This is a genomic window from Halosimplex marinum (assembly GCF_051414075.1).
Lineage (GTDB): Archaea > Halobacteriota > Halobacteria > Halobacteriales > Haloarculaceae > Halosimplex > Halosimplex marinum.
On sequence record NZ_JBLKNY010000003.1, the window covers coordinates 1,105,939 to 1,124,900 of the forward strand.

Sequence of the window (18,962 nt, forward strand, 5' to 3'; positions counted from 1 at the left end):
CGAGTGAGAAGCGGGGGACATGAACCACGACCGGTCACGGGACCTCTACGATCGCGCGCTGTCGGTCATGCCGGGCGGCGTCAACTCCTCGGTGCGGGCCGCCATCGAGCCCTACCCCTTCTTCGTCGAGCGCGGCGACGGCGGCCACGTCATCGACGCCGACGGCAACCGCTACATCGACTGGGTGATGGGCCTCGGCCCCCTGCTGTACGGTCACGACCTGCCCCAGCCAGTCGAGTCGGCCGTCCAGTCGCGGGTCAGCGAGGGACCGATGTTCGGCGCGCCCACGGAGATCGAGGTCGAACACGCCGAGTTCGTCGCCCGCCACGTCCCCAGCGTCGAGATGATCCGGTTCGTCAACTCCGGGACCGAGGCGACCGTCTCGGCCTGCCGGCTGGCCCGCGCGGCGACCGGCCGCGACAAGATCGTCGTCATGCAGGGCGGCTACCACGGCGCCCAGGAGACCACCCTCGTCGAAGGGGAGTACGACGACGTGGCGCCGTCCAGCCCGGGCATCCCCCAGGAGTTCGCCGAGCACACGCTCGCGGTGCCGTTCAACGACGAGGAGGCCGCCCACCGGGTCTTCGAGGACCACGGCGAGGACATCGCGGCCGTCCTCGTCGAGCCCATCCTCGCCAACATGGGGGTCGTCCACCCGGTCGACGGCTACCACGAGACGCTGCGCGACCTCACCGAGGACAACGGCGCCCTGCTGATCTTCGACGAGGTGATCACGGGCTTCCGCGTCGGCGGCCTCCAGTGCGCCCAGGGGAAGTTCGGGATCGACCCGGACATCACGACCTTCGGCAAGCTCATCGGCGGCGGCTTCCCCGTCGGCGCCATCGGCGGCCGCTCGGAGCTCATCGAGCAGTTCACCCCCTCCGGCGAGGTGTTCCAGGCCGGCACCTTCTCGGGCCACCCCGTCACGATGGCCGCCGGCCTCGAATCGCTGCGCTACGCCGCCGAACACGACGTACACGAGCACCTCAACGACCTGGGCGAGCAGTTACGGACGGGCCTCCAGGAGATCGTCGAGGACCAGGCGCCGGAGTACACCGTCGCCGGCACCGAGGGAATCTTCAAGGTGCTGTTCACCCGCGAAGCACCCGAGACCTTCGAGAACCACTGCGAGGACGGCTGTTCCCAGCGGCCCGACTGTCCGCGCTACGAACTCTGTCCGAAGTCGGCCGCGGACGTGGCAGCCGGCCAGACCGACCGCTGGCGGCGCGTCTTCTGGCAGGAGATGAAAGAGCAGGGCGTGTTCCTCTCGCAGAACCAGTTCGAGGCGCAGTTCGTCACCTACGCCCACACCGACGACGACGTCGAGCAGACGCTCGAAGCGTACAAGCAGGCGCTGTAGGGTGAGCCGCGGCGACGATTTTTGATACTCTGAAGATACGACAGAACCGAAAGAATGCAGCGCGATGGATCATCGTAGTATCAGAAGTTGAAAAGTCTCGGGACGGTTTATGGTCGAGCCGCACGCGATCGAAGACGATGGACATCCCGACGGCGTCGCCGGTCGTGCTCGACGCCCTGGCGGACGCGACGCGGCGGGCGGCGCTGGCCGAGCTGGTCGACAGCGGTGCGACCGCGACCGTCGGGGAGCTGACCCAGGCGCTCGCGGCGCGGACCGGGCGGACGCCGAACGATCCGACCGACGGGACGGACCTGCGGACCGCCCTCCACCACGTCCACCTGCCGGCGCTGGCCGACGCCGGCGGGGTCACCTTCGACCCCGAGAGCGGTCTCGTCGCGGTCCCCTCCGGGACCCCTTTCGACCGCGAGTGGGCCGCCCGCCTGGTCGCGGACCACCCCGACGCGGCCTACGACTCGACACTCGCCGCGCTGGCGAGCGAGCGCCGGCAGATCGTCCTCCAGCGGCTACTCACCGACGGTTCGGCCGACGACCGCGCGCTGGCCGTCGCCGTGGCCGCCCACGAGCGGGGCGTCCCCCCGGCCGAGGTGCCCGCGTCCGTCGCGCAGGTCGTCGAGCTCTCGCTGACCCACACGCACCTCCCGATGCTGGCCGACGCGGGCTTCGTCGCGCGCGAGGGGGACACCGTGGCCCCGGAACCGATGCCCTGGCGCTCCGACCCGTGGGTCGCCGCGAGCCCGATGGCCCCCTGGGCGGCCCCCGAGTGAGACGGCGAGCGGGGCCGGTTCGCACTCGCCAACACGCGCACAACCCCGAATCCGCGACGGAATCGACGACGGAGGTTACTCCGCGAGGTGGTCGAGGACGGCCCCGGTGTCGTTGGGGACGGGCTCGGGGTCGCCGCCGGCCTCGTAGGCGGCCTCGGGATCCTTGAGCAGGTGACCGGTCGTCAGGCAGACCACGTCCTCGTCGGCGTCGATCTCGCCGGACTCGCGGAGCTTGCGGAGGCCGGCGACGGAGGCTGCGGAGGCCGGCTCCACCCCGACGCCCTCCTCGGCGAGGGAACGCTGGGCGTCCGTGATCTCCTCGTCGGAGACGGCGACGGCGGTCCCGCCCGTCTCGCGGATGCCCGGCAACGCCTTCGGGGCGTTGACGGGGTTGCCGATGCGGATGGCGGTCGCGCGGGTCTCGACCTCCTCCCAGCGCCGGACCTCGTCGTTGCCCTCCTCGACGGCCTCGACCATCGGCGCGGAGTTCTCGGCCTGGACGCCGGTGAGCTTGGGCACGTCGCCCTCGTCGATGGCGCCGGCCTTCCGGAGTTCGCGGAAGCACTTGTACAGCGCCGCGGTGTTGCCGGCGTTGCCCACCGGCAGGACGATCCGGTCGGGGTAACGGCCCTCGTCGGCGTGGAACCGCTCCATGATTTCGAGGCCGATGGTCTTCTGCCCCTCCAGGCGGAACGGGTTCAGGGAGTTGAGCAGGTACGCCTCGCCGCGGGCGGCCAGGTCCTGGACGATGTCGAGACACGAATCGAAGTTGCCGTCGACTTCGAGGATGCGGGCGCCGTGGAGGCTCGCCTGGGCGACCTTGCCGGCGGCGACCTTGCCGGCGGGCAGCAGGACCAGCGTCTCCATGCCGCCGCGGGCACCGTAGGCAGCCAGCGCGGCGCTGGTGTTCCCGGTCGAGGCGCAGGCCAGGCGGTCGACGCCGACCTCCTTCGCCACGCGGACGCCGACGGTCATCCCGCGGTCCTTGAAGCTCCCCGTCGGGTTCATCCCCTCGTGTTTGACCCGCAGGGTGTTCACGCCGACCTCCTCCTCGATGCGCGGGACGTAGTGGAGGGGAGTCCCGCCCTCGGGCAGCGAGACGCCCTCGTCGAAGGGCAGGGCGGCCGCGTAGCGCCAGACGCCGTAGGGGCCGCTCTCGGGCGAGCCGCCGGCGCCGAAGTCGTCCCATGTCGGGAGGTCGGCGTAGCGGACCTCCAGCAGGCCGTCGCAGTCGTCGCAGGTGTAGCGGACCGCCTCGAAGGGGGCGAAGGTCTCGCCGCACTCGATGCAGGTGAGCCAGACGCCGTCGTCGGCGACGGCGGGCTCGGGCTCGTCGAGGTCCAGATGTGCGCTCATTGGAAGGGTCTGGACGCCCGGCGACCAAAAGAGGGCCGGTTGCCCTCGCTCCTCGACGGCGGCCGCCGCGCCGCTCCGCCGTCGTCCCCGGTAGCGGCCGCCAGTACCGTTTCGCTCCGTCGTCGCTACTCCACGGCCACCCGGAGCGCCTCGCCGTCGCGCTCGACTGTCGTCCCGAACGCGGCCGAGCGCTCGACCATTCGCTCGCGGACCCACTCGGCGGCCGCGCCCTCGGCGGCGTAGACCGCACGGTCGCGGATCTCGATCGGTTCGAGTCGCAGGGAAGCGACGTCCGACGCGTCGGCGTCGGCGACGAACAGGAACCCGCGGTCGTTGTGCAGTTCGGGGTCGACGCGGTAGTCGTCGACGAAGTCGCCGCAGTCGTGGAGGACCGGGGTGCCGTCGACCACCTCGACGCCCTGGACGACGTGGGCGCTGTGGCCGTGGACGAGGTCGACCCGCTCGGCGAGCCACCGGTGGAACGCCCGGAGCGTCTCGTCGGGTTCGGTCTCCATGTTCGGCCCGCCGTGGACCGACGCGACCACGAGGTCGGGGTCGAGCGCCCGCGCCTCGGCGAGCATCGACGCGACGGCGTCGCGCGTCGCCTCGTCGTCGGCGTCGAAGTCGAGGTGGACCACGCCGGGGCTGTCCGGCCCGGCGGCGTACTCCGGCGTGTTGTCCGTCGCGGCGACCACGGCGACGTCGAGCCCGCCGACCTCGACGAGCGCCGGTTCCCGCGCCTCGGCCAGCGTCGCGCCCGCCCCCGCGTGGGCGACGCCGACCGCGTCGAGGTGGTCGAGCGTGTCCAGCAGCGCGGGCTCCTCGAAGTCGAGCAGGTGGTTGTTCGCCAGGCACGCGAAGTCGACGCCGGCGGCGGCGAGCGCGTCGGTCGCCCAGTCCGGCGTCGCCCGGAAGTGGAACGGGCGGTTCGTCCGCGTCCACTCCCGCCCGCGCGTCGAGACGGTGCACTCGAGGTTGACCAGCAGACCGTCGAGCGCCCGGAGGCGGTCGTACAGGTCCCCCCAGACCCCCGCCGCGGCGACGCCCGGCTCGCTGTAGCGCTCGTCGGCCAGCCGCCCCAGCATCACGTCCCCCGTCAGTCCGATTCGGGGCATACCCTGTGGTACGTGACCGATACACAAATCCGATCGGCCGCCGGGAGAACCCGGGCCGCTTTTTACGCGCGCCCGTCCAACCCGAGACACGGGGCGCGTAGCTCAGTCCGGATAGAGCGTCGGACTTCTAATCCGACGGCCGTGGGTTCGAATCCCACCGCGCCCGTGATAGCCTCGTAACCCAAATTTTGAGGTGCGGAGAAGCTCTGCCTCGACGTTTAGAACGAGTGATCGGTTGGGTCCAGGTCCCACATCGTCGAACAGGGTCTATCGACTGCGAAAAGCCGACGAACAGGACCGCCCGCTCGTTCAGTCGAACCCGTAACGCTTGTGAGCTTCGTCGATGTCCACGATCTCGATCACACGGACTTCCTCCTCGGCTTCGAGAACATCGTAAAACGCGGTGTGGGTCCGCCCGATATGCAGCCGATACAACTCCTCTCCCTCGATCACCAGTTTCTCTCTGTCACCGGAGCCGGAATCCGGCCTCGGATACGGGTCGTCGGCCAGTTTCCGGAGATTGTCCTTCACGATGCGGGTGCTCTTCTCGTCCAGCGCGGCGACGTACTCGCGGGCGTCCTCCGCGAGGAGGACCTCATAGCTCATCGAGCGATGTCAGTTCCTCGCTGTCTGCTTCCCGGACCTCCTTCGCTCGCTCGGCGAGTTGTCGGCGCTGGTGTTCCTGGATCAGTTCCCCCAGCAGGTCGTCGTACGTCTCGCCCGCCTCTTTCAATTCGTTCAGTTCCTTCCACCGTTCCTCCGTGACCGGAATTCGCTTGCTGGCGTTGGACATGCGTATCGCTCCCCGTGATCAATCCTTACAACGCTTACAGCCAAAAGTCTTCGGTGGGCGACTTCCATTCGGCACTATCGGGGTCGTGTATCGCAACAGAACCGGAACTCACCGCGCCCGTCCACCTTGTTGCGCCGGGCGCTTCCGTGGCGCGCAAGGCGTGCCTGCGGGAACTTCGTGGCGGCATCTTGGCACGGCTTCGCCGTGCCAACGGTCCGAGGGGGCGAAGTTCCCTCGCTATCGCCGCCAGGCCATACGGTCGCGGCCCATCGACCCGCGACCCGCCTCCGACGCAGAAACGTCCTCTCCGGTCAGTCCTGCGTTCGTTCGTCGGTCTCCGAGTCCGTCGAGAGCGCCCCGTAGAGACCGAGAAGTCCCGACCCGAGCGCCGCACCGAGTACGCCGAACCCCGGGCCGGAGCCTTCGGTGGCCCGGTCGTCTGCCGGAGCCGAGGTGTCTCGGCGCGTCGTCTCGGTCGGTCCGTTCCCCGCACCGCTCTCGGTGGCGGTCGGTGACGACGACTCCCGTGCGGTCGGCGGCGGTGTTTGCGTCGGTGACGGCGTTGGCGTCCCCGTGGGAGTCGCCGTCGGCGTGGCAGTCGGTGTGGGCGTGGGCGTCGCCGTGGGAGTCGCCGACGGGTCCTCGCGTATCGCGTACACGGTCTCGTCGTCGCTCCCGACGTAGACGGTGCCGCCGGCCACCGCCGGTGACGAGGCCCCCCCTTCGCCGGTGTCGAAGGTCCAGCGCACGCGACCGTCGGCCGCGTCCAGCGCGTACACGTTGCTGTCCTCGCTTGCGACGTAGACCGTGCCGTCGACCACCGCCGGTGACGATTCCATCCCGTCGTCGGCCTGGAAGGTCCACTGCACGCTCCCGTCGGCCGCGTCCAGCGCGTACACGCTGTCGTCCGCACCGCCGAGGTAGACGGTGTCGTCGGTCACTGCCGGTGACGAGGTCGTCTGGGCGCCCGTCTCGGCGCTCCACCGCTCGGTACCGTCGGCCGCATCCAGCGCGTAGACGCCGTAATTCGCCCTCGCGACGTAGACGGTGCCGTCGACCACTGCCGGCGCCGCGGTCCCCCACTCGCCGATATCGAAGGTCCACCGCTCGGTACCGTCGGCCGCGTCCAGCGCGTACATCGTCTCGTCCCAACTGCCGACGTAGACGGTGCCGTCGGCCACCGCCGGTGCCCAGTCGACCCAGTCTCCCGTCTCGAATGCCCACTGCTCGGTGCCGTCGGCGGCGTCCAGCGCGTACACGCTGTTGTCGTCGCTCCCGACGTAGACCGTGCCGTCGACCACCGTCGGCGACGAACTCACCGCGGACCCCGTCTCGAATGCCCACTGCTCGGTGCCGTCGGTCGCGTCCAGCGCGTAGACGTTGGAATCGTAGCTACCGACGTAGACGGTGCCGTCGGCCACCGCCGGCGACGAGGCGACCTCGAGTCCCGCATCGAAAGTCCACTGTTCGGTGCCGTCGGCCGCGTCCAGTGCGTACACCGTGCCGTACTCACTGCCGACGTAGACCGTGCCGTCGGCCACCGCCGGCGACGGGTACACCGCCCCGTCCACCTCGGCGGCCCACTCCCGGGAGACGTATCCGGTGGGTCCCGCGTTCCCGGGCGCGTGCCCCGTGTTCGCGGCGTCCGACCCGAACTGTGACCACGCCTCGGCGGACTGGCCGCGCGTGGGTCCGCTCGACCCGTACACCAGTGTCCCACCGACGACGCTCCCACCGACCGCCCGCAGAACCTGCCGCCTGCCCATTCCATCGCCCGTCATGTCGAGACGGGGTAGAGTTCGTCTCACATGACTGTTTTGATGACGGGTCGGCGGCGACGGATCCGCCGTTCGATTCGAGCGAACCGGACCCGTGATCCCGGAGCACGGCTTCGACGACCACGTCGTGCGCGCCATCCCCCGTCGAGCGAGAGCTACGCCACGGGTGCCGGCGGACGACGGCGACGACTAGGGGGCAGTCAGAGGAGGTGTGTCTCCTGCTCGGTGGGGCCGTCGTCCTCGCCGTCGTCGGCGCGCCACTCGCGGACGGCGGCGCGGACCTGCGGGAGCACGCGGCGCAGGTCGCGGACGAACGCGTAGATGCCGTAGACCCAGAAGAAAAACAGGAGCGTGACGCCGCCGACGGTGACGAGGGTGACGGCGTCGACCATCAGTCGCTCACCTCCGACTCCGAGCGGGGCTCGGCCTGGGCGGTCGCCGCGTCGACGCCGTGGGCGAGCGCCTCGCCCGTGTCGGCGTCGAAGAGGTGGAGCTTCGAGCGGTCGAAGACCACCTCGATGTCGGTGTCGCCGGCGATGTCGCTGTCGGGCTCGACGCTCATCAGCAGTTCGTCGGCCGACTCCTCGTCCCCGAGGTCGGCGCCGTCGACCAGCAGGTAGACGAAGATCTCGTCGCCCATCGGTTCGAGCACGTCCGTCCGGACCGCGACGGGGTCGGTCGGCGCGTCGAGTTCGTCCGCCTGCGCCGCGGGGTAGACGTCCTCGGGGCGGACGCCCAGCGAGACGCGCCGGCCGGACTCCAGGCCGACCGTCGACGGGTCGAACTCGACCGAGAAGGCGTCCGAGGCGAAGCCCGACGCCGTGAGTTCGCCCTCGGCGAAGTTCATGCTCGGCGAGCCGATGAAGCCCGCGACGAAGCGGTTGGCCGGCTCGTTGTAGCAGACCAGCGGCGGGGCGATCTGCTGGAGCTGGCCGTTGTTGATGACGGCGATGCGGTCGCTCATGGTCATCGCCTCGGCCTGGTCGTGGGTGACGTAGATGATGGTCGTCTCCAGCTCCTTGTGAAGCCGCTGGAGTTCGGTGCGCATGTGGACCCGCAGCTTCGCGTCGAGGTTCGCCAGCGGCTCGTCCATGAGGAACACCTCGGGGTCGCGGACGATGGCGCGGCCGATGGCGACCCGCTGGCGCTGGCCGCCGGACAGCTCCGAGGGCTCGCGGTCGAGCAGCTCCTCGATCTGGAGGATCTCGGCGGCGTCGCGGACCCGGCGGTCGATCTCGTCGCCCGGGAAGTCGCGGATCCGCAGGCCGAAGCTCATGTTGTCGTGGACGTCCATGTGGGGGAACAGCGCGATGTTCTGGAAGACCATCGCGATGTTCCGGTCTTTCGGCGGCTTGTCGGTGACCTCCTCGCCGGCGATGGTGATGGTGCCGTCGCTCGGCATCGTGAGGCCGGCGATGGTTTCGAGGGTGGTCGACTTGCCGCACCCCGACGGGCCGACGAGCGTGACGAACTCGCCGTCCGCGATGTCGAGGTTCATGTCGTCGACCGCCGTGACGTCCGCGTAGCGTTTCGTGACGTGTTCGAGGTTGACGTCTCCCATGGTTATTCCTTGAGTGCGCCCGAGGTGAGTCCGCTCACGATGCGTTCCTGGGCGACGACGACGAGGATCACGACCGGCAGCACGCCGATGATGCTCGCCGCCGCCATCAGGTTGTAGAACGCCTGGTACTGGCCCTGGTAGTTCAGGATCCCCCAGACGATGGGTGCCCAGTTCTGTGCCTGTCCGTCCGTCATCAGGAAGGAGATGAAGAACTCGTTGTAGACGCCGATGAACGTCAGCACGCCCGCGGTGGCGACGCCCGGGGCGGAGAGGGGGATGATCACTCTGAATAGCGCGCCGATGCGGGTGGACCCCTCGACGCGAGCCGCGTCCTCCAGCCCGTCGGGGATCTGACTGTAGAACGTCGTGAGGATGAAGATCGACAGGGGGAGGAACAGCGCGCTGAACGGCGTCACCATCGCCCCCGGCGTGTTGAACCAGTTCGGGCTCGATATCGTCCCGACGCCGGGCAGCGTCAGGAAGGTGACGTTGCCCGTGAAGAACTGGAAGATGGGGATGATAAAGGCCGCGGGCGGGAAGTAGGAGATCGCCAGCAGCGCGAGCAGCAACACCGGCTTCGCTCGGAACTCCAGGCGGCCGAAGGCGTAGCCGGCGAAGCTGGCGACGACGAGGATGATCGCGGTGGTCACCAGCGCGATGACGATGCTGTTGAACATGTAGACGTGGAAGGGGATGCGGTCGAACACCTCGACGAACGCGGCGACGTTGAACCCCTTGGGGAGCAGTCCCATGTCCACGATGCGGTCCAGCGGCGTCAGCGCGAGCACGAGCAGCCAGTAGAACGGGAACAGCGTCGTCACGAGGAAGAAGCCGGTGACGACGTAGAACAGCCCCTGGTAGACGTCGTCGGGCCGCTGGATGGCCCCGCGGGCCCACCGCCGGACCGGACCCTGGTCCTCTCCCCCGTCCGTCGACCCGCCGGTGCTCATCGGTTCACCTCCGTTCGGTCGCTCCGGGACTGACCCGCGGGCATGTGAGCCGCGACTGGTGTGGCCCGCCGGTGGTCGGGCGAGCGAGCCGCGACGGGCGCGGTCGCCCGGCGGTCGAACGAGCGGGCCGCGGTGAGGGGAGTCACGATTCCACCCCCAGGTCGGCGAACTTGACGATGTAGATGGTGGCGACGGCGCCGACGATGCCGGCGGTGATGAAGGCGACGGCGGAGGCGGTGCCGTAGCGGCCGCTCTGGAACGTCGAGACGACCAGGCAGGTCAGCGACGGCACCGTCGAACAGCTGGAGACCGTCTCGATGACGCCGAACACGCGCATCGCCTGGATCGTTCTGAACAGCATCGCGACCAGCAGCGCCGGGAGCACCAGCGGCAGGGTGATCAGTTTGAACCGCTGCCAGGTGGAGGCGCCCGAGACCTTCGCGACCCGGTAGAGCTCGCGGTCGATGCTCTGGAGGCCGGCGAGGATGAGCAGCGCCATGAACGCCGATGTCTTCCAGACGTCGGCGACGATGACGATCACCAGCGAGTCGAAGCTGTTGATCAGCGGCGTCGACGAGAAGATGCCCAGGTCCTGCATCACCTGCGTGCCGAAGCCGATGCCGGGCTGGAAGATCAAAAAGAAGATCATCCCCTGGATGGCGACGGGGACGGCCCAGGGGATGAGGATGGCCACGCGGACCCACCGGCGCCCGCGGAAGTCCTGGTCGAGGACGAGCGCCTGGCCGAACCCGAGGACCGTCTCCAGGGTGACCGAGACGACGGTGTAGATGAGCGTCACGGTGATGGCGCTCTTGAACGGCTCCTGCAGGCTGAAGAAGGGGTTGCCGAGGATGGCGTCCATCGAGCCCGTGACCAGCGCGACGTAGTTCTCGACGCCGACGAACTCGCCGACGAAGTCGCTGCCGTAGAGGTTGTCGGCGTGCAGCGACATCTGGAACGTCTCGAACAGCGGCCAGAACGCCATCGACCCGACGAGCAGGAAGGTCGGCGCCAGCAGCAGGTAGGCGAACCCCGCCTCGCCGAGCCGCTCGGTCCAGTTGGCCGGGGCTCGCGCGAGCGCCCGGGCCCGGCCGACCGCTTGCATGAGCACCATGTTAGACGCTCGATTCGACCTCTTCGAGCGACGATTCGAGGTCCGACAGGGCCTGCTCGGGGGCCTTCTGGGCGGCCAGCGCCGCGTTGATCTCCCCGGAGACGAGCGGCGACTGGTCGGGCCAGACGACCGTCGCCGGCCGCGGGACGGCGTTGTCCCCGGCGATGCGCAGGGTGTCGATGTGGGGCGCCCAGCTGTCGGGCGCCACGTCCGGGTCGAACAGCCGCCGGTCGGCCGTCAGGAAGTTCAGCTCCGCGAACTCGAATTCCCGGAAGCTCCGCTGCATCGTCGCCTCGACGACCTCGGCGGCCGCGCCCACGTTCTGGGAGTTGGGGTTGACCGTGAGGTGCCACCCGCCCAGCGCCGAGCAGGTCCCGCCGAGGCCGTCGTACTCGCTCTCGCTCTCGGGGACGCCGTAGGGGATGGGCATCACGCCCAGGTCCTCGCCGAAGGTCTCGATCCCCGTGGGGATCGCCGACGGCCAGTAGCGCAAGGCGACGGCGTTGCCGTCCATGAACGCGGTGTTCGAGGGGCCCTCCGTCCACTGGAGCACCGCGTCGGGCGAGATCTTGTCGTAGCCGTCCAGCGCGTACTCGTCGTCGGCCCCCTGGACGAAGGTACGGGCCATCCGGAGGGCCTCCCGGACCGGCTCCTCGGTGACGGTGACCGGCCGGTCGCCGACGGGGCCCAGCAGGGTGTCGCGGCCGCCGAAGTACGCGCCGCCCCAGGAGCTCATGAACTCGTTGAAGGTACAGCAGGAGAGGCCGACGTAGTCGTTGCCCTGCCAGGCGAAGCCGTACTCCACGTCGGACTGCTCGTGGGTCTGACCGATCACCTCGCCGAACCGCTCCCAGGAGATCGGCTCGGTCGACCAGCTCTCGCCCTCGGGGTCGAAGCCCGCCTCCTCGACGAGGTCCTTGCGGTACTGGACCGTCGGGAAGCCGACCTGCCAGGGGACGCCGTAGAGGCCGCCGTCCTCGCCGCGGGCGGTGCTGATCATCGCGTCGAAGTACTGCTCGTCGATGAGCGACAGCGCGTCCTCCGAGAGGTGGTTGGTCAGGTCGACCAGCTGGTCGCGGGCGATGAAGGGGATCGTCCAGCCGTTGTCCATCCGGAACACGTCGGGCTTGTCGCGGCCGGCGTTGATCCACTGCTGGTACTGCGAGCGCACGTCGCCGGAGATCTCCGAGGTCGCGAGGAACTCGACGGTGATGTCCTCCGACAGGCCCGCGTCGTGCAGCGCCTCGCGAGTCGCGTCGGCGCTCTGGGCGACCGGCTGGGGCATCGCCATCTGGACCGTCACCTCGCCCGCCCGGGTCGTCGTCGTCACCCCGCCGTCGCCGCCGTCACCGCCGTCGCCACCGCCACCACCGCCGTCGCTGCCACAGCCGGCCAGGGCGGTCGCGCCCGTCGCGCCGGCCACCTTGATGAATCGCCGTCGGTTCACGCCTCCACGCCGGGAACTATCATTATCGTTCCGGTCACTCGCCATGTGCTTGCAAAGCGAGTGCGGGGTAATATTCCGTTTTACAACCCCCGTAGTCGGTCGCCGGGGGTATAAGTAGGGGCCGCCGAGCTGCCGCACGAGCGTTCGGTTCAGTCGAACGCCGTTCTTCCGCTCGTGAACGGAGGGCGGGTCGTCCTCACGGTAGCGAACGGGGAGAGGCGAACGTGCGACGACGCGGGCGGCCGCGCGGTCAGTCGTCGTCCGCGTCCTCGACCCGGATCCACGCGACGCGCACGTCCTCGATGACGGCGCCGAAGCCACCGACGCTGTGGACGGCGTCGCCGTCGTCGAGAAAGAGGGTGACCTGGTCGGCCTCGTGGGGGCCGTTGTCGGCCGAGGGAGCGGGGATCACGTCGTCTATCCGGCCGTCGACCCGGGTTTCCTCGCCGGTCTCGGTGTCGAACCCCTCGACGGTGGCGCGGAGGTCGTCGGCCTCCGCCGCGCGGGGGGCGATCTCCGCCACGCAGTTGCGGATGCTGGTGAACACCTTCGGGAACCCCGACGGGCGGTCGGAGTGGACCTGCTCCCAGTGGTTCCACAGCGAGTCCTCGAAGTGGCCACAGAGCATGGCCGACAGCTCGTGGTCCTGGATCGCGATGCCGTAGCCGCTGGTCGAGCGGGGCACCCCGAAATAGGACTCGCCGGCGTCGACGATGGCGAGGAAGGGGGCGTGGGAGTGGCGGTGGCGGACCTCCGTGGCCGTCTCGGCGAAGAAGGCGTCCATGTCCGACAGCTCCGTCCGGGAGTCGCCCTCCAGGTACAGCGAGACGTTGACGACGACGCCCCGTTCCTTGGCGGCCCGCAGCGGCCGCCTGAGTTCGAGGTACGTCGACCCGCGGATGGCCAGGTTGACGCTGGCGGTCGCCTCCTCGACGGCCGCCGCGGCGTGTTCGGTCACGTCCGCGAACGCGCTGAACACCTCGATGTCGTGCTCGCCCAGCGGCGGCCGCTCCCAGAGGTCGTCGATCCCCTCCGCCGCCCGCGCGTACTGGTCGGCCTTGGTCTGCAGGTCCTCGACCACCGCCGAGGGGTCGGTCACCCGGGCCCGGAGCGTCTCCTCCTCGTAGGTCTCGACGAACCCCTTCTCGTCGAGGCTCCGGAGCACGTCGTAGATCCGGGGCTGGGGCACCGGACACGCCTCGACCAGCTCCGGCACGGACGCGTCCCGCAGGTCCAGCAGCGCCACGTACGCCTTCGCCTGGTAAGGGGAGAGTGCGTCGTCCTCGAGGACGGCCCTGATCTCCTCGGGGGTCATGCGGTCCGGCGACCTAGAACGCCTGCGGCCATTAATCTGCGGGAACCTCGCAACCAACCGGAACGTACCGCCGAAACGCTGAAGCCCGCGAGGCCGAAACCCGCCCGGCGTGCGACCGCTCACGGCGCTCCGCCGGCCCGACCACACCGGCCGGAACCGCTGTTGGCCCTGTACCGCGGTGAACCTCTGTCTCGTCGGCGCCGCGTCACTGGCCCTCTGGCCCGTCGCGCCGCCGGCGGCCCTCGCCGCCGCCGCGGTCGGGACCGCCGCCGTCTGGCTGCGCGGCTACGTCGTCCCCTACACCCCGCGGTTCGCGCCGCGGCTCGCCGCCCGCCTCCCGTGGAACCCGTTCCACGCGGGCGAGGTGCCCGACGCGACCTCGGGGGCGTCGCTCGCGGACGCGGGCCCGGCGGACGCCAGGAGCGGCGAGACCGACGACACCGGCCCGGCGGACGGGGAAGCGTCCGGGACGGACGGGGAGTCGCCCCCGGCAACGGACGGCGAGGCTCCCGCGGCGGACGGGGAGGCGGTCCTGGAGGCGCTGGTCGCCGCGGGGATCGTCCGCGCGGGCGGTGAGCGGGTCGAACTCGACGAACCGTTCGAGCGGCGGTGGGCCGCCGAGCGCGAGCGGCTGGCCGCGCTCTCGGCGGACGAACTCGCGGAGGCGACCCGGGCGGCGGCCCGCGGGGACCCCGAGGCGAGCGTCGTCACCGACCGGGGCCGGACGCACGTCGTCCTCGGAGGTGACAGCGCCGACCCCGCCGACGAAGTGTGGCTCCGGCGGCCGGTGGCGGTCGCGGAGACCGCCGCGGCGCGGGCGCTGGCCGCGGCCGCCCTCGACGCCGACCGCGTCCCGGACTGCGCCGACGCGCTGCTGGTGTTCCTGTCGACGTGTCCGGTCTGCGGCGCCGACCTCGTCGAGCGGCCGGCCGGCGACTGCTGCGGGCCGCCGGTGACCGGGGCCGACGGGAAACCCCTGGAGGCGCTCGTCTGCGAGGACTGCCGCGTCCAGTTCGCGACGTTCGACTGAGCGGCGCCCGCGACGCTCGGCTACGACACTCGTATCACTCGACCGACCGGCGCCCGCGACGCTCGGCGGATCGGTACTCGGGCCGTTCGACGGTCAGCGGTCGAGCAGGACGGCCCGCGAGCGCCCCTCGATGGCGTCGCCGGTCTCGACCATCCAGCCGTACAGCTCCCGGCGCAGTCGGGCGGCGACCTCGTCGTAGAGGGGGTTGCCCGCCAGGTTCTGTAGCTCGCCGGGGTCGGTCCGGAGGTCGTACAGCTCCTCGCGGCCGCCGGGGTCGTAGACGTACTTGTAGCGGTCGGTGCGGACCATCCGCTGTGAGTAGCGGCCGTAGGCGTCGCCGTGGTACTCGCAGAACACGGAGTCGGGCCAGTCGGCCGGGCGCGACCCCGCCAGGAGGCCGACGAGGCTCCGGCCGTCGACGCCGCTCGGCGGGTCGACGCCGCAGACGGCACAGATCGTGGGCATCAGGTCTTGGAGCCGGACGAACGCGTCGCGGGTCGACCCCGGGTCGGTCTCGCCGGGCCAGCGGACCCACAGGGGCACCCGGTAGGCGTCCTCGTACATCAGCGGGCCGCCGTCGAGCTGGCGGTGGCTCCCGACGAACGCCCCCCGGGCGGCCGTCGCGACCACCACCGGGTCGCGGTCGAGCCGGTCGACGGCGTCGAGGACCCGCGCCCGCTGGCGGTCGACGAACGTCACCAGCCCGAAGTACCGCGCGACGACCGTCCGCCAGTCGTCCTCGGCGAGCGCGGCGGCCCCCGACCGCCCGTGGGCGCGCTCCTGGACGGTCGGCTTGCCGGCGAACGTCTCCCGGAGGGTGTCCCACAGCGGCACCTCCGCGGGGTCGTACGTCGAGGCGTACGGCTCCGGGACGACGTAGGGCGGCCCGAGCGTCGGGAACGCGACCCTGAGGAGGAAGGGGGCGTCGCCGTCCGCGAGGGCTTCGAGGCGGTCGATCGCCCGCTCGGCGACGTAGTAGGCGCGGGTCGCCGCCGGCGGGAGCTCGGTGGTCGCCGCGACGAGCCGGCCGTCCGGTCCGGCCGTGATCCGGTCGGTGCGCTCGGTCTCTCCGGGGTCGACACCGAGGTCGCGGCGGTACGCTTCGAACGTCGGCGGGACGGATCCCCCGGTCGCGTCCGCTTCCCCTGCGCTACCCTCGGGCGCGTCCGTCCCGTCGCCGCTCCCGTCGCCGGAGAGCGGCAGGTCGCGGACCCCGCCGCAGTCGGCGAGCGCGTAGCCGCTGTCGGCCGCCAGCGACGGGTAGGTCGCCGCGTCGTCGAGGCCCGGGGGGTCGCTGTCCGCCGTCGCGTCGAGGACGCCGTGGTCGTGGGGGTACAGCCCCGAGCGGAGCGACGCGACGGCGGCCGGCCGGCAGTCCGTCGGCGTGTACGCCCGCTCGAAAGTCGTCCCCTCGCGGCGCAGGCGGTCGGCCGCCGGCGTCTCGACCGCCGGCCCGTCCGGGCGCGTCAGGTCCGCCCGCTCCCGGTCGGTCAGCAGGAGGACCACGTCTCGGCCCGCCATGGACCCCCCTACGCGGATCCGGCGTGTATGCCTTCCTACAACCCTGGTTGTAACTCCGCCGTTCGCTTAAGTGGACGCGCGGCGGTCCGGCGCGGCCGTCCGGACGGTCCGGTTCGCGGAGTCGGCTCATACGGATTATTGCAAGCGTTTACCGGGTCGACCGCACGCGGTCGTGCGGTCGATCCCGGAATGTCTTGCAATAATCCGTATCAGAACCCCTGGTTCGGGTCGGCGGCGAGGTCGCCGTACCCGGCGACGCGGTACTCGCGGGAGTCGGTGCAGTCGTCGGTCGCCGCCGCGAGGTCCCCGAGGGCGTAGTCGAAGCGGTGTCCGAAGTCGCCGCTGTGGTCCTCGACGCGGTCGAGCACGTCGTCGACGGTCAGGGCCTCGTCGTACTCGTCGCGGAAGGCCGCGGCGTTCCCGGCGGCCGCCGCCGCGGTCTCTCCGTCGGCGCCGAACTCGTCTTCGAAGGCCGCTGCCAGTTCCGTCTCGAAGTCGTCGCTCATACCCGACGGTTCGGGTCGTCACACCTGTCTCTTTCCACTCGGACTCATACGGTCGGTTGTAAGTCATTTCCGGGGTTCGCCGGACTGCCCGGCGAACCACCGGCAAACAGTTACAACCGACCGTATCAGACGTGGTCCCGGGGCATCAGGTCCTCGAAGGGCTGGTCGTCGAGCCACTCGGCCAGCCGGACGAGCTGGTCGCTGGCGGCCTCGAACAGCTCGGCACCCTTCTCTCTCGTCGCGTCGGTCTGGTCACCCAGGACCCCGCTCTCGGTGTTGTCGATTGCGTCGTAGAAGGTGCGGGCGCCGTGTTTCCGGAGACCCTCGAAGTTCTCCACGTCGCGGATGCCCCGATCGCGGGCGCGCTCGAACTGGTCCTCGCGGACGAGTTCGTCGTCGATGTGGAGCATCATCGCGGTCTCCTTGGGGCCGCCGTGGGGGCCGTTGTGCTCGAACAGGTCGTCGACGAGATCGGGGATGGACTCGTCCCACATCCACTCGACGGCGTAGGCGACCTCGTCGTCGCGGAGCCGTCGCCCCACTTCGCGGAGGTGGGCGACGTTGCCGCCGTGGGCGTTGACGAAGACCACGCGGTCGACGCCGTGGTAGGTGAGGTTCCTGGTGAGCGACTCGACGTAGTCGCGGAAGACGCCGGGTTCGACCCACATCGTGCCGTCGAACTGGCGGTGGTGGGAGCTGACGCCGACGTTGACCGTGGGGGTACAGAGGTAGTCCGTCCGCTCGGCGGCCGCGCGGGCGAGCGCCTCGGCGATGCGGTGGTCCGTCGATTCGGGGAGGTGCGGGCCGTGCTGTTCGGTCGATCCCAGCGGCACCAGGGCCAGCGACTCCCCGGCGAAGTACTCGCCCAGTTCCGGCCAGGTCCGGTCTCCGAGGTACATGTCCCATCTCGAGGACCGCCCCGCCGTTACTGTTTCCCTCGCCAGGGGGAGTGCGAACGAGTGGCATGGAACCCCCGGGACTCATCCGGCAGCGGGCCGACCGGGGCGTATGGACGAGGGGACCGACGAGCTTTCCGGCGCGGCCACCCCGGAGACGGGCGACGCCGTCGGGGCGATGCTCCGGGCGTACGCCGAGACCGGCGAGGGCCAGGAAGTGATCGAGCGCGACGACGGCTGGATCGGCGTCAGCGCCGGCGGCGAGTTCTACTTCGCCGACTACGACGAGTGGCCGGCCCCCGACCGCCGCGCGGCGGACCGCGTCGAGGGCCGAGTCCTCGACGTGGGCTGTGGCGCGGGCCGGGCGGCGCTGTACCTGCAGGAGCGGGGCCACGACGTGACTGCGGTCGACGTGTCCGAGGGGGCCGTCGAGGTGGCCCGCGACCGCGGCGTCGACGACGCCCGCGCGGTCGATATCGCGGACGTGGCCGCGGAGTTCGACCCCGACACCTTCGACACGGTGTTGATGCTCGGCAACAACTTCGGGCTCGTCGGCACCGCCGAGACGGCCCCGGACCGCCTCCGGGGGCTGGCCGAGGTGGCGACCGACGACGCGACGCTCGTCGCCCAGAGCCGAGACCCGGTCGCGACCGACGACGAGCACCACCGGTCCTATCACGAGCGCAACCGCGAGCGCGGTCGACTCCCGGGCGCGCTCCGGATGCGCGTCCGCCACGAGCGACTCGCGACGCCGTGGTTCGACTACCTCATGGCCGCGCCCGACACGATGGCCGACCTCGCGAGCGAGACGCCGTGGACCCTCGTCGAGACGCTGGAACCGGAGGAGGGACTGGACGCGGCGGGCGGCGACTACGTCGGGATCCTGCGAGCGGAGCGCTGAGGAGGCCCCGCCACTGTGCCGCGATACTCGGATCGGAGCCCCGCGGCCGAAACGGGGACTCGCCGTCCCGCCGTCGTTCGAGGGACTACGCCGTCAGTTCGGCTGCCAGCCAGTCGAACTGCGACTCCAGCTCGTGGCGTCGCTGGCGCTTGATCACGGTGGCGTCGAGCACCTGCCCGACGAACGCCAGGTCGAGTTCGAAGTCGGTGGTCGCCGTGACCTCCGAGCCGCCGGCGGCGGGCTCGACGCGGTACTCGGTGTCCATCGTCTCGAAGAAGCCGTCGGCCTGCTCGTAGGCCAGGTCGGCCCCGGTGTCGACCAGGCGCAGGTCGAGGGTCACCGTGGCGAGGCCGACCTGGTTCTCCAGGTGCATATCGTCGCCGTCGACGGTCACCTCGGTGAACCCCGCGGCGAGCATGAACGCCTCCAGGTCCTCCATCGCGTCGCGCACGCGCTCGGGCGGGGCGTCGATTCGCCGCGAGACCGTGACCGTCTGCATACCCGCCCGGACTCGCTCCAGCCACGTCAGTGTCA

General features: G+C 70.6%; 19 protein-coding genes and 1 tRNA gene. 5 read left to right on the forward strand and 15 right to left on the reverse strand.

The window, feature by feature from the left end:
- The first annotated feature begins 19 nt into the window (after positions 1 to 19).
- A complete protein-coding gene (gene hemL, locus ACMGFI_RS06555) occupies positions 20 to 1,360 on the forward strand; it encodes a glutamate-1-semialdehyde 2,1-aminomutase (RefSeq protein ID WP_436908303.1) in 1,341 nt (446 codons plus the stop codon).
- 137 nt (positions 1,361 to 1,497) lie between these two features.
- Positions 1,498 to 2,145 (forward strand): DUF7344 domain-containing protein, encoded by a 648-nt coding sequence (locus ACMGFI_RS06560; RefSeq protein ID WP_436908304.1) that lies wholly within the window; start codon positions 1,498 to 1,500, stop codon positions 2,143 to 2,145.
- 75 nt (positions 2,146 to 2,220) lie between these two features.
- On the opposite strand, the gene thrC is transcribed toward ACMGFI_RS06560, so the two are convergent.
- A complete protein-coding gene (gene thrC / locus ACMGFI_RS06565) occupies positions 2,221 to 3,501 on the reverse strand; it encodes a threonine synthase (RefSeq protein ID WP_436908306.1) in 1,281 nt (426 codons plus the stop codon).
- A gap of 125 nt (positions 3,502 to 3,626) precedes the next feature.
- A complete protein-coding gene (locus ACMGFI_RS06570) occupies positions 3,627 to 4,616 on the reverse strand; it encodes a CapA family protein (protein WP_436908308.1) in 990 nt (329 codons plus the stop codon).
- A gap of 91 nt (positions 4,617 to 4,707) precedes the next feature.
- Here ACMGFI_RS06570 and ACMGFI_RS06575 point away from each other — a divergent pair.
- Positions 4,708 to 4,782: transfer RNA gene (locus ACMGFI_RS06575), tRNA-Arg, on the forward strand.
- Between the two features lie 143 nt (positions 4,783 to 4,925).
- Here the strand turns inward: ACMGFI_RS06575 and ACMGFI_RS06580 are convergent.
- The 9 genes from ACMGFI_RS06580 to ACMGFI_RS06620 form a co-directional block, all read right to left on the reverse strand.
- A complete protein-coding gene (locus tag ACMGFI_RS06580) occupies positions 4,926 to 5,222 on the reverse strand; it encodes a type II toxin-antitoxin system RelE family toxin (protein ID WP_436908310.1) in 297 nt (98 codons plus the stop codon).
- Positions 5,212 to 5,409 (reverse strand): hypothetical protein, encoded by a 198-nt coding sequence (locus ACMGFI_RS06585; RefSeq protein WP_436908312.1) that lies wholly within the window; start codon positions 5,407 to 5,409, stop codon positions 5,212 to 5,214. Before ACMGFI_RS06585 ends, ACMGFI_RS06580 begins: the two co-directional genes overlap by 11 nt.
- 311 nt (positions 5,410 to 5,720) lie before the next feature.
- Entirely contained in the window at positions 5,721 to 7,190 is a 1,470-nt protein-coding gene (locus tag ACMGFI_RS06590; protein WP_436908314.1) for an outer membrane protein assembly factor BamB family protein, read from the reverse strand.
- 197 nt (positions 7,191 to 7,387) lie between these two features.
- Complete coding sequence (locus ACMGFI_RS06595; RefSeq protein ID WP_436908315.1) at positions 7,388 to 7,579, reverse strand: DUF8005 family protein; 192 nt, start codon at positions 7,577 to 7,579, stop codon at positions 7,388 to 7,390.
- Positions 7,579 to 8,748 carry an ABC transporter ATP-binding protein gene (locus tag ACMGFI_RS06600; RefSeq protein ID WP_436908316.1) on the reverse strand — a complete coding sequence of 390 codons (1,170 nt, stop codon included), beginning with the start codon at positions 8,746 to 8,748 and terminating at the stop codon, positions 7,579 to 7,581. The genes ACMGFI_RS06595 and ACMGFI_RS06600 overlap by 1 nt, the downstream gene beginning before the upstream one ends.
- Positions 8,749 to 8,750: 2 nt before the next feature.
- On the reverse strand, positions 8,751 to 9,698 hold the full coding sequence (locus tag ACMGFI_RS06605) for a carbohydrate ABC transporter permease (protein WP_436908317.1): 948 nt from the start codon (positions 9,696 to 9,698) through the stop codon (positions 8,751 to 8,753).
- A 142-nt stretch (positions 9,699 to 9,840) separates the two neighbouring features.
- Positions 9,841 to 10,812, reverse strand: a complete 972-nt coding sequence (locus ACMGFI_RS06610) for a carbohydrate ABC transporter permease (protein ID WP_436908319.1) — start codon at positions 10,810 to 10,812, stop codon at positions 9,841 to 9,843.
- Position 10,813: 1 nt separating this feature from the next.
- Positions 10,814 to 12,259, reverse strand: a complete 1,446-nt coding sequence (locus ACMGFI_RS06615) for an extracellular solute-binding protein (protein WP_436908321.1) — start codon at positions 12,257 to 12,259, stop codon at positions 10,814 to 10,816.
- 250 nt (positions 12,260 to 12,509) lie between these two features.
- Positions 12,510 to 13,574 (reverse strand): TrmB family transcriptional regulator sugar-binding domain-containing protein, encoded by a 1,065-nt coding sequence (locus ACMGFI_RS06620; RefSeq protein ID WP_436908322.1) that lies wholly within the window; start codon positions 13,572 to 13,574, stop codon positions 12,510 to 12,512.
- A gap of 109 nt (positions 13,575 to 13,683) precedes the next feature.
- On the opposite strand from ACMGFI_RS06620, the gene ACMGFI_RS06625 reads away from it, so the two are divergent.
- The gene (locus ACMGFI_RS06625) at positions 13,684 to 14,604 is read left to right on the forward strand and encodes a DUF8054 domain-containing protein (RefSeq protein ID WP_436908323.1); all 921 of its coding nucleotides are present in this window, start codon (positions 13,684 to 13,686) and stop codon (positions 14,602 to 14,604) included.
- 93 nt (positions 14,605 to 14,697) lie between these two features.
- On the opposite strand, the gene ACMGFI_RS06630 is transcribed toward ACMGFI_RS06625, so the two are convergent.
- From ACMGFI_RS06630 to ACMGFI_RS06640, 3 genes are all read right to left on the reverse strand, one after another.
- Positions 14,698 to 16,125, reverse strand: coding sequence for a sulfatase/phosphatase domain-containing protein (locus ACMGFI_RS06630; RefSeq protein ID WP_436908324.1), 1,428 nt, complete (start codon positions 16,123 to 16,125; stop codon positions 14,698 to 14,700).
- 209 nt (positions 16,126 to 16,334) lie between these two features.
- Positions 16,335 to 16,631 carry a hypothetical protein gene (locus ACMGFI_RS06635; RefSeq protein WP_436908325.1) on the reverse strand — a complete coding sequence of 99 codons (297 nt, stop codon included), beginning with the start codon at positions 16,629 to 16,631 and terminating at the stop codon, positions 16,335 to 16,337.
- A 125-nt stretch (positions 16,632 to 16,756) separates the two neighbouring features.
- Positions 16,757 to 17,530 carry a creatininase family protein gene (locus ACMGFI_RS06640; RefSeq protein ID WP_436908326.1) on the reverse strand — a complete coding sequence of 258 codons (774 nt, stop codon included), beginning with the start codon at positions 17,528 to 17,530 and terminating at the stop codon, positions 16,757 to 16,759.
- Between the two features lie 109 nt (positions 17,531 to 17,639).
- Here ACMGFI_RS06640 and ACMGFI_RS06645 point away from each other — a divergent pair, with 109 nt between their 5' ends.
- Complete coding sequence (locus ACMGFI_RS06645) at positions 17,640 to 18,428, forward strand: class I SAM-dependent methyltransferase (RefSeq protein WP_436908328.1); 789 nt, start codon at positions 17,640 to 17,642, stop codon at positions 18,426 to 18,428.
- 85 nt (positions 18,429 to 18,513) lie between these two features.
- On the opposite strand, the gene ACMGFI_RS06650 is transcribed toward ACMGFI_RS06645, so the two are convergent.
- Entirely contained in the window at positions 18,514 to 18,927 is a 414-nt protein-coding gene (locus ACMGFI_RS06650) for an SRPBCC family protein (RefSeq protein ID WP_436908331.1), read from the reverse strand.
- Between the last annotated feature and the right edge of the window lie 35 nt (positions 18,928 to 18,962).

Bases quoted from the DNA above. Each gene is read 5' to 3' on its own strand.
- ACMGFI_RS06640 (WP_436908326.1), bottom strand. From the start codon at position 17,530: ATGTACCTCGGAGACCGGACCTGGCCGGAACTGGGCGAGTACTTCGCC.
- ACMGFI_RS06580 (WP_436908310.1), bottom strand. From the start codon at position 5,222: ATGAGCTATGAGGTCCTCCTCGCGGAGGACGCCCGCGAGTACGTCGCC.
- ACMGFI_RS06630 (WP_436908324.1), bottom strand. From the start codon at position 16,125: ATGGCGGGCCGAGACGTGGTCCTCCTGCTGACCGACCGGGAGCGGGCG.
- ACMGFI_RS06570 (WP_436908308.1), bottom strand. From the start codon at position 4,616: ATGCCCCGAATCGGACTGACGGGGGACGTGATGCTGGGGCGGCTGGCC.
- ACMGFI_RS06560 (WP_436908304.1), top strand. From the start codon at position 1,498: ATGGACATCCCGACGGCGTCGCCGGTCGTGCTCGACGCCCTGGCGGAC.
- ACMGFI_RS06590 (WP_436908314.1), bottom strand. From the start codon at position 7,190: ATGACGGGCGATGGAATGGGCAGGCGGCAGGTTCTGCGGGCGGTCGGT.
- ACMGFI_RS06595 (WP_436908315.1), bottom strand. From the start codon at position 7,579: ATGGTCGACGCCGTCACCCTCGTCACCGTCGGCGGCGTCACGCTCCTG.
- ACMGFI_RS06645 (WP_436908328.1), top strand. From the start codon at position 17,640: ATGGACGAGGGGACCGACGAGCTTTCCGGCGCGGCCACCCCGGAGACG.
- ACMGFI_RS06635 (WP_436908325.1), bottom strand. From the start codon at position 16,631: ATGAGCGACGACTTCGAGACGGAACTGGCAGCGGCCTTCGAAGACGAG.
- ACMGFI_RS06620 (WP_436908322.1), bottom strand. From the start codon at position 13,574: ATGACCCCCGAGGAGATCAGGGCCGTCCTCGAGGACGACGCACTCTCC.
- ACMGFI_RS06650 (WP_436908331.1), bottom strand. From the start codon at position 18,927: ATGCAGACGGTCACGGTCTCGCGGCGAATCGACGCCCCGCCCGAGCGC.
- ACMGFI_RS06605 (WP_436908317.1), bottom strand. From the start codon at position 9,698: ATGAGCACCGGCGGGTCGACGGACGGGGGAGAGGACCAGGGTCCGGTC.
- hemL (WP_436908303.1), top strand. From the start codon at position 20: ATGAACCACGACCGGTCACGGGACCTCTACGATCGCGCGCTGTCGGTC.
- ACMGFI_RS06610 (WP_436908319.1), bottom strand. From the start codon at position 10,812: ATGGTGCTCATGCAAGCGGTCGGCCGGGCCCGGGCGCTCGCGCGAGCC.
- ACMGFI_RS06600 (WP_436908316.1), bottom strand. From the start codon at position 8,748: ATGGGAGACGTCAACCTCGAACACGTCACGAAACGCTACGCGGACGTC.
- thrC (WP_436908306.1), bottom strand. From the start codon at position 3,501: ATGAGCGCACATCTGGACCTCGACGAGCCCGAGCCCGCCGTCGCCGAC.
- ACMGFI_RS06585 (WP_436908312.1), bottom strand. From the start codon at position 5,409: ATGTCCAACGCCAGCAAGCGAATTCCGGTCACGGAGGAACGGTGGAAG.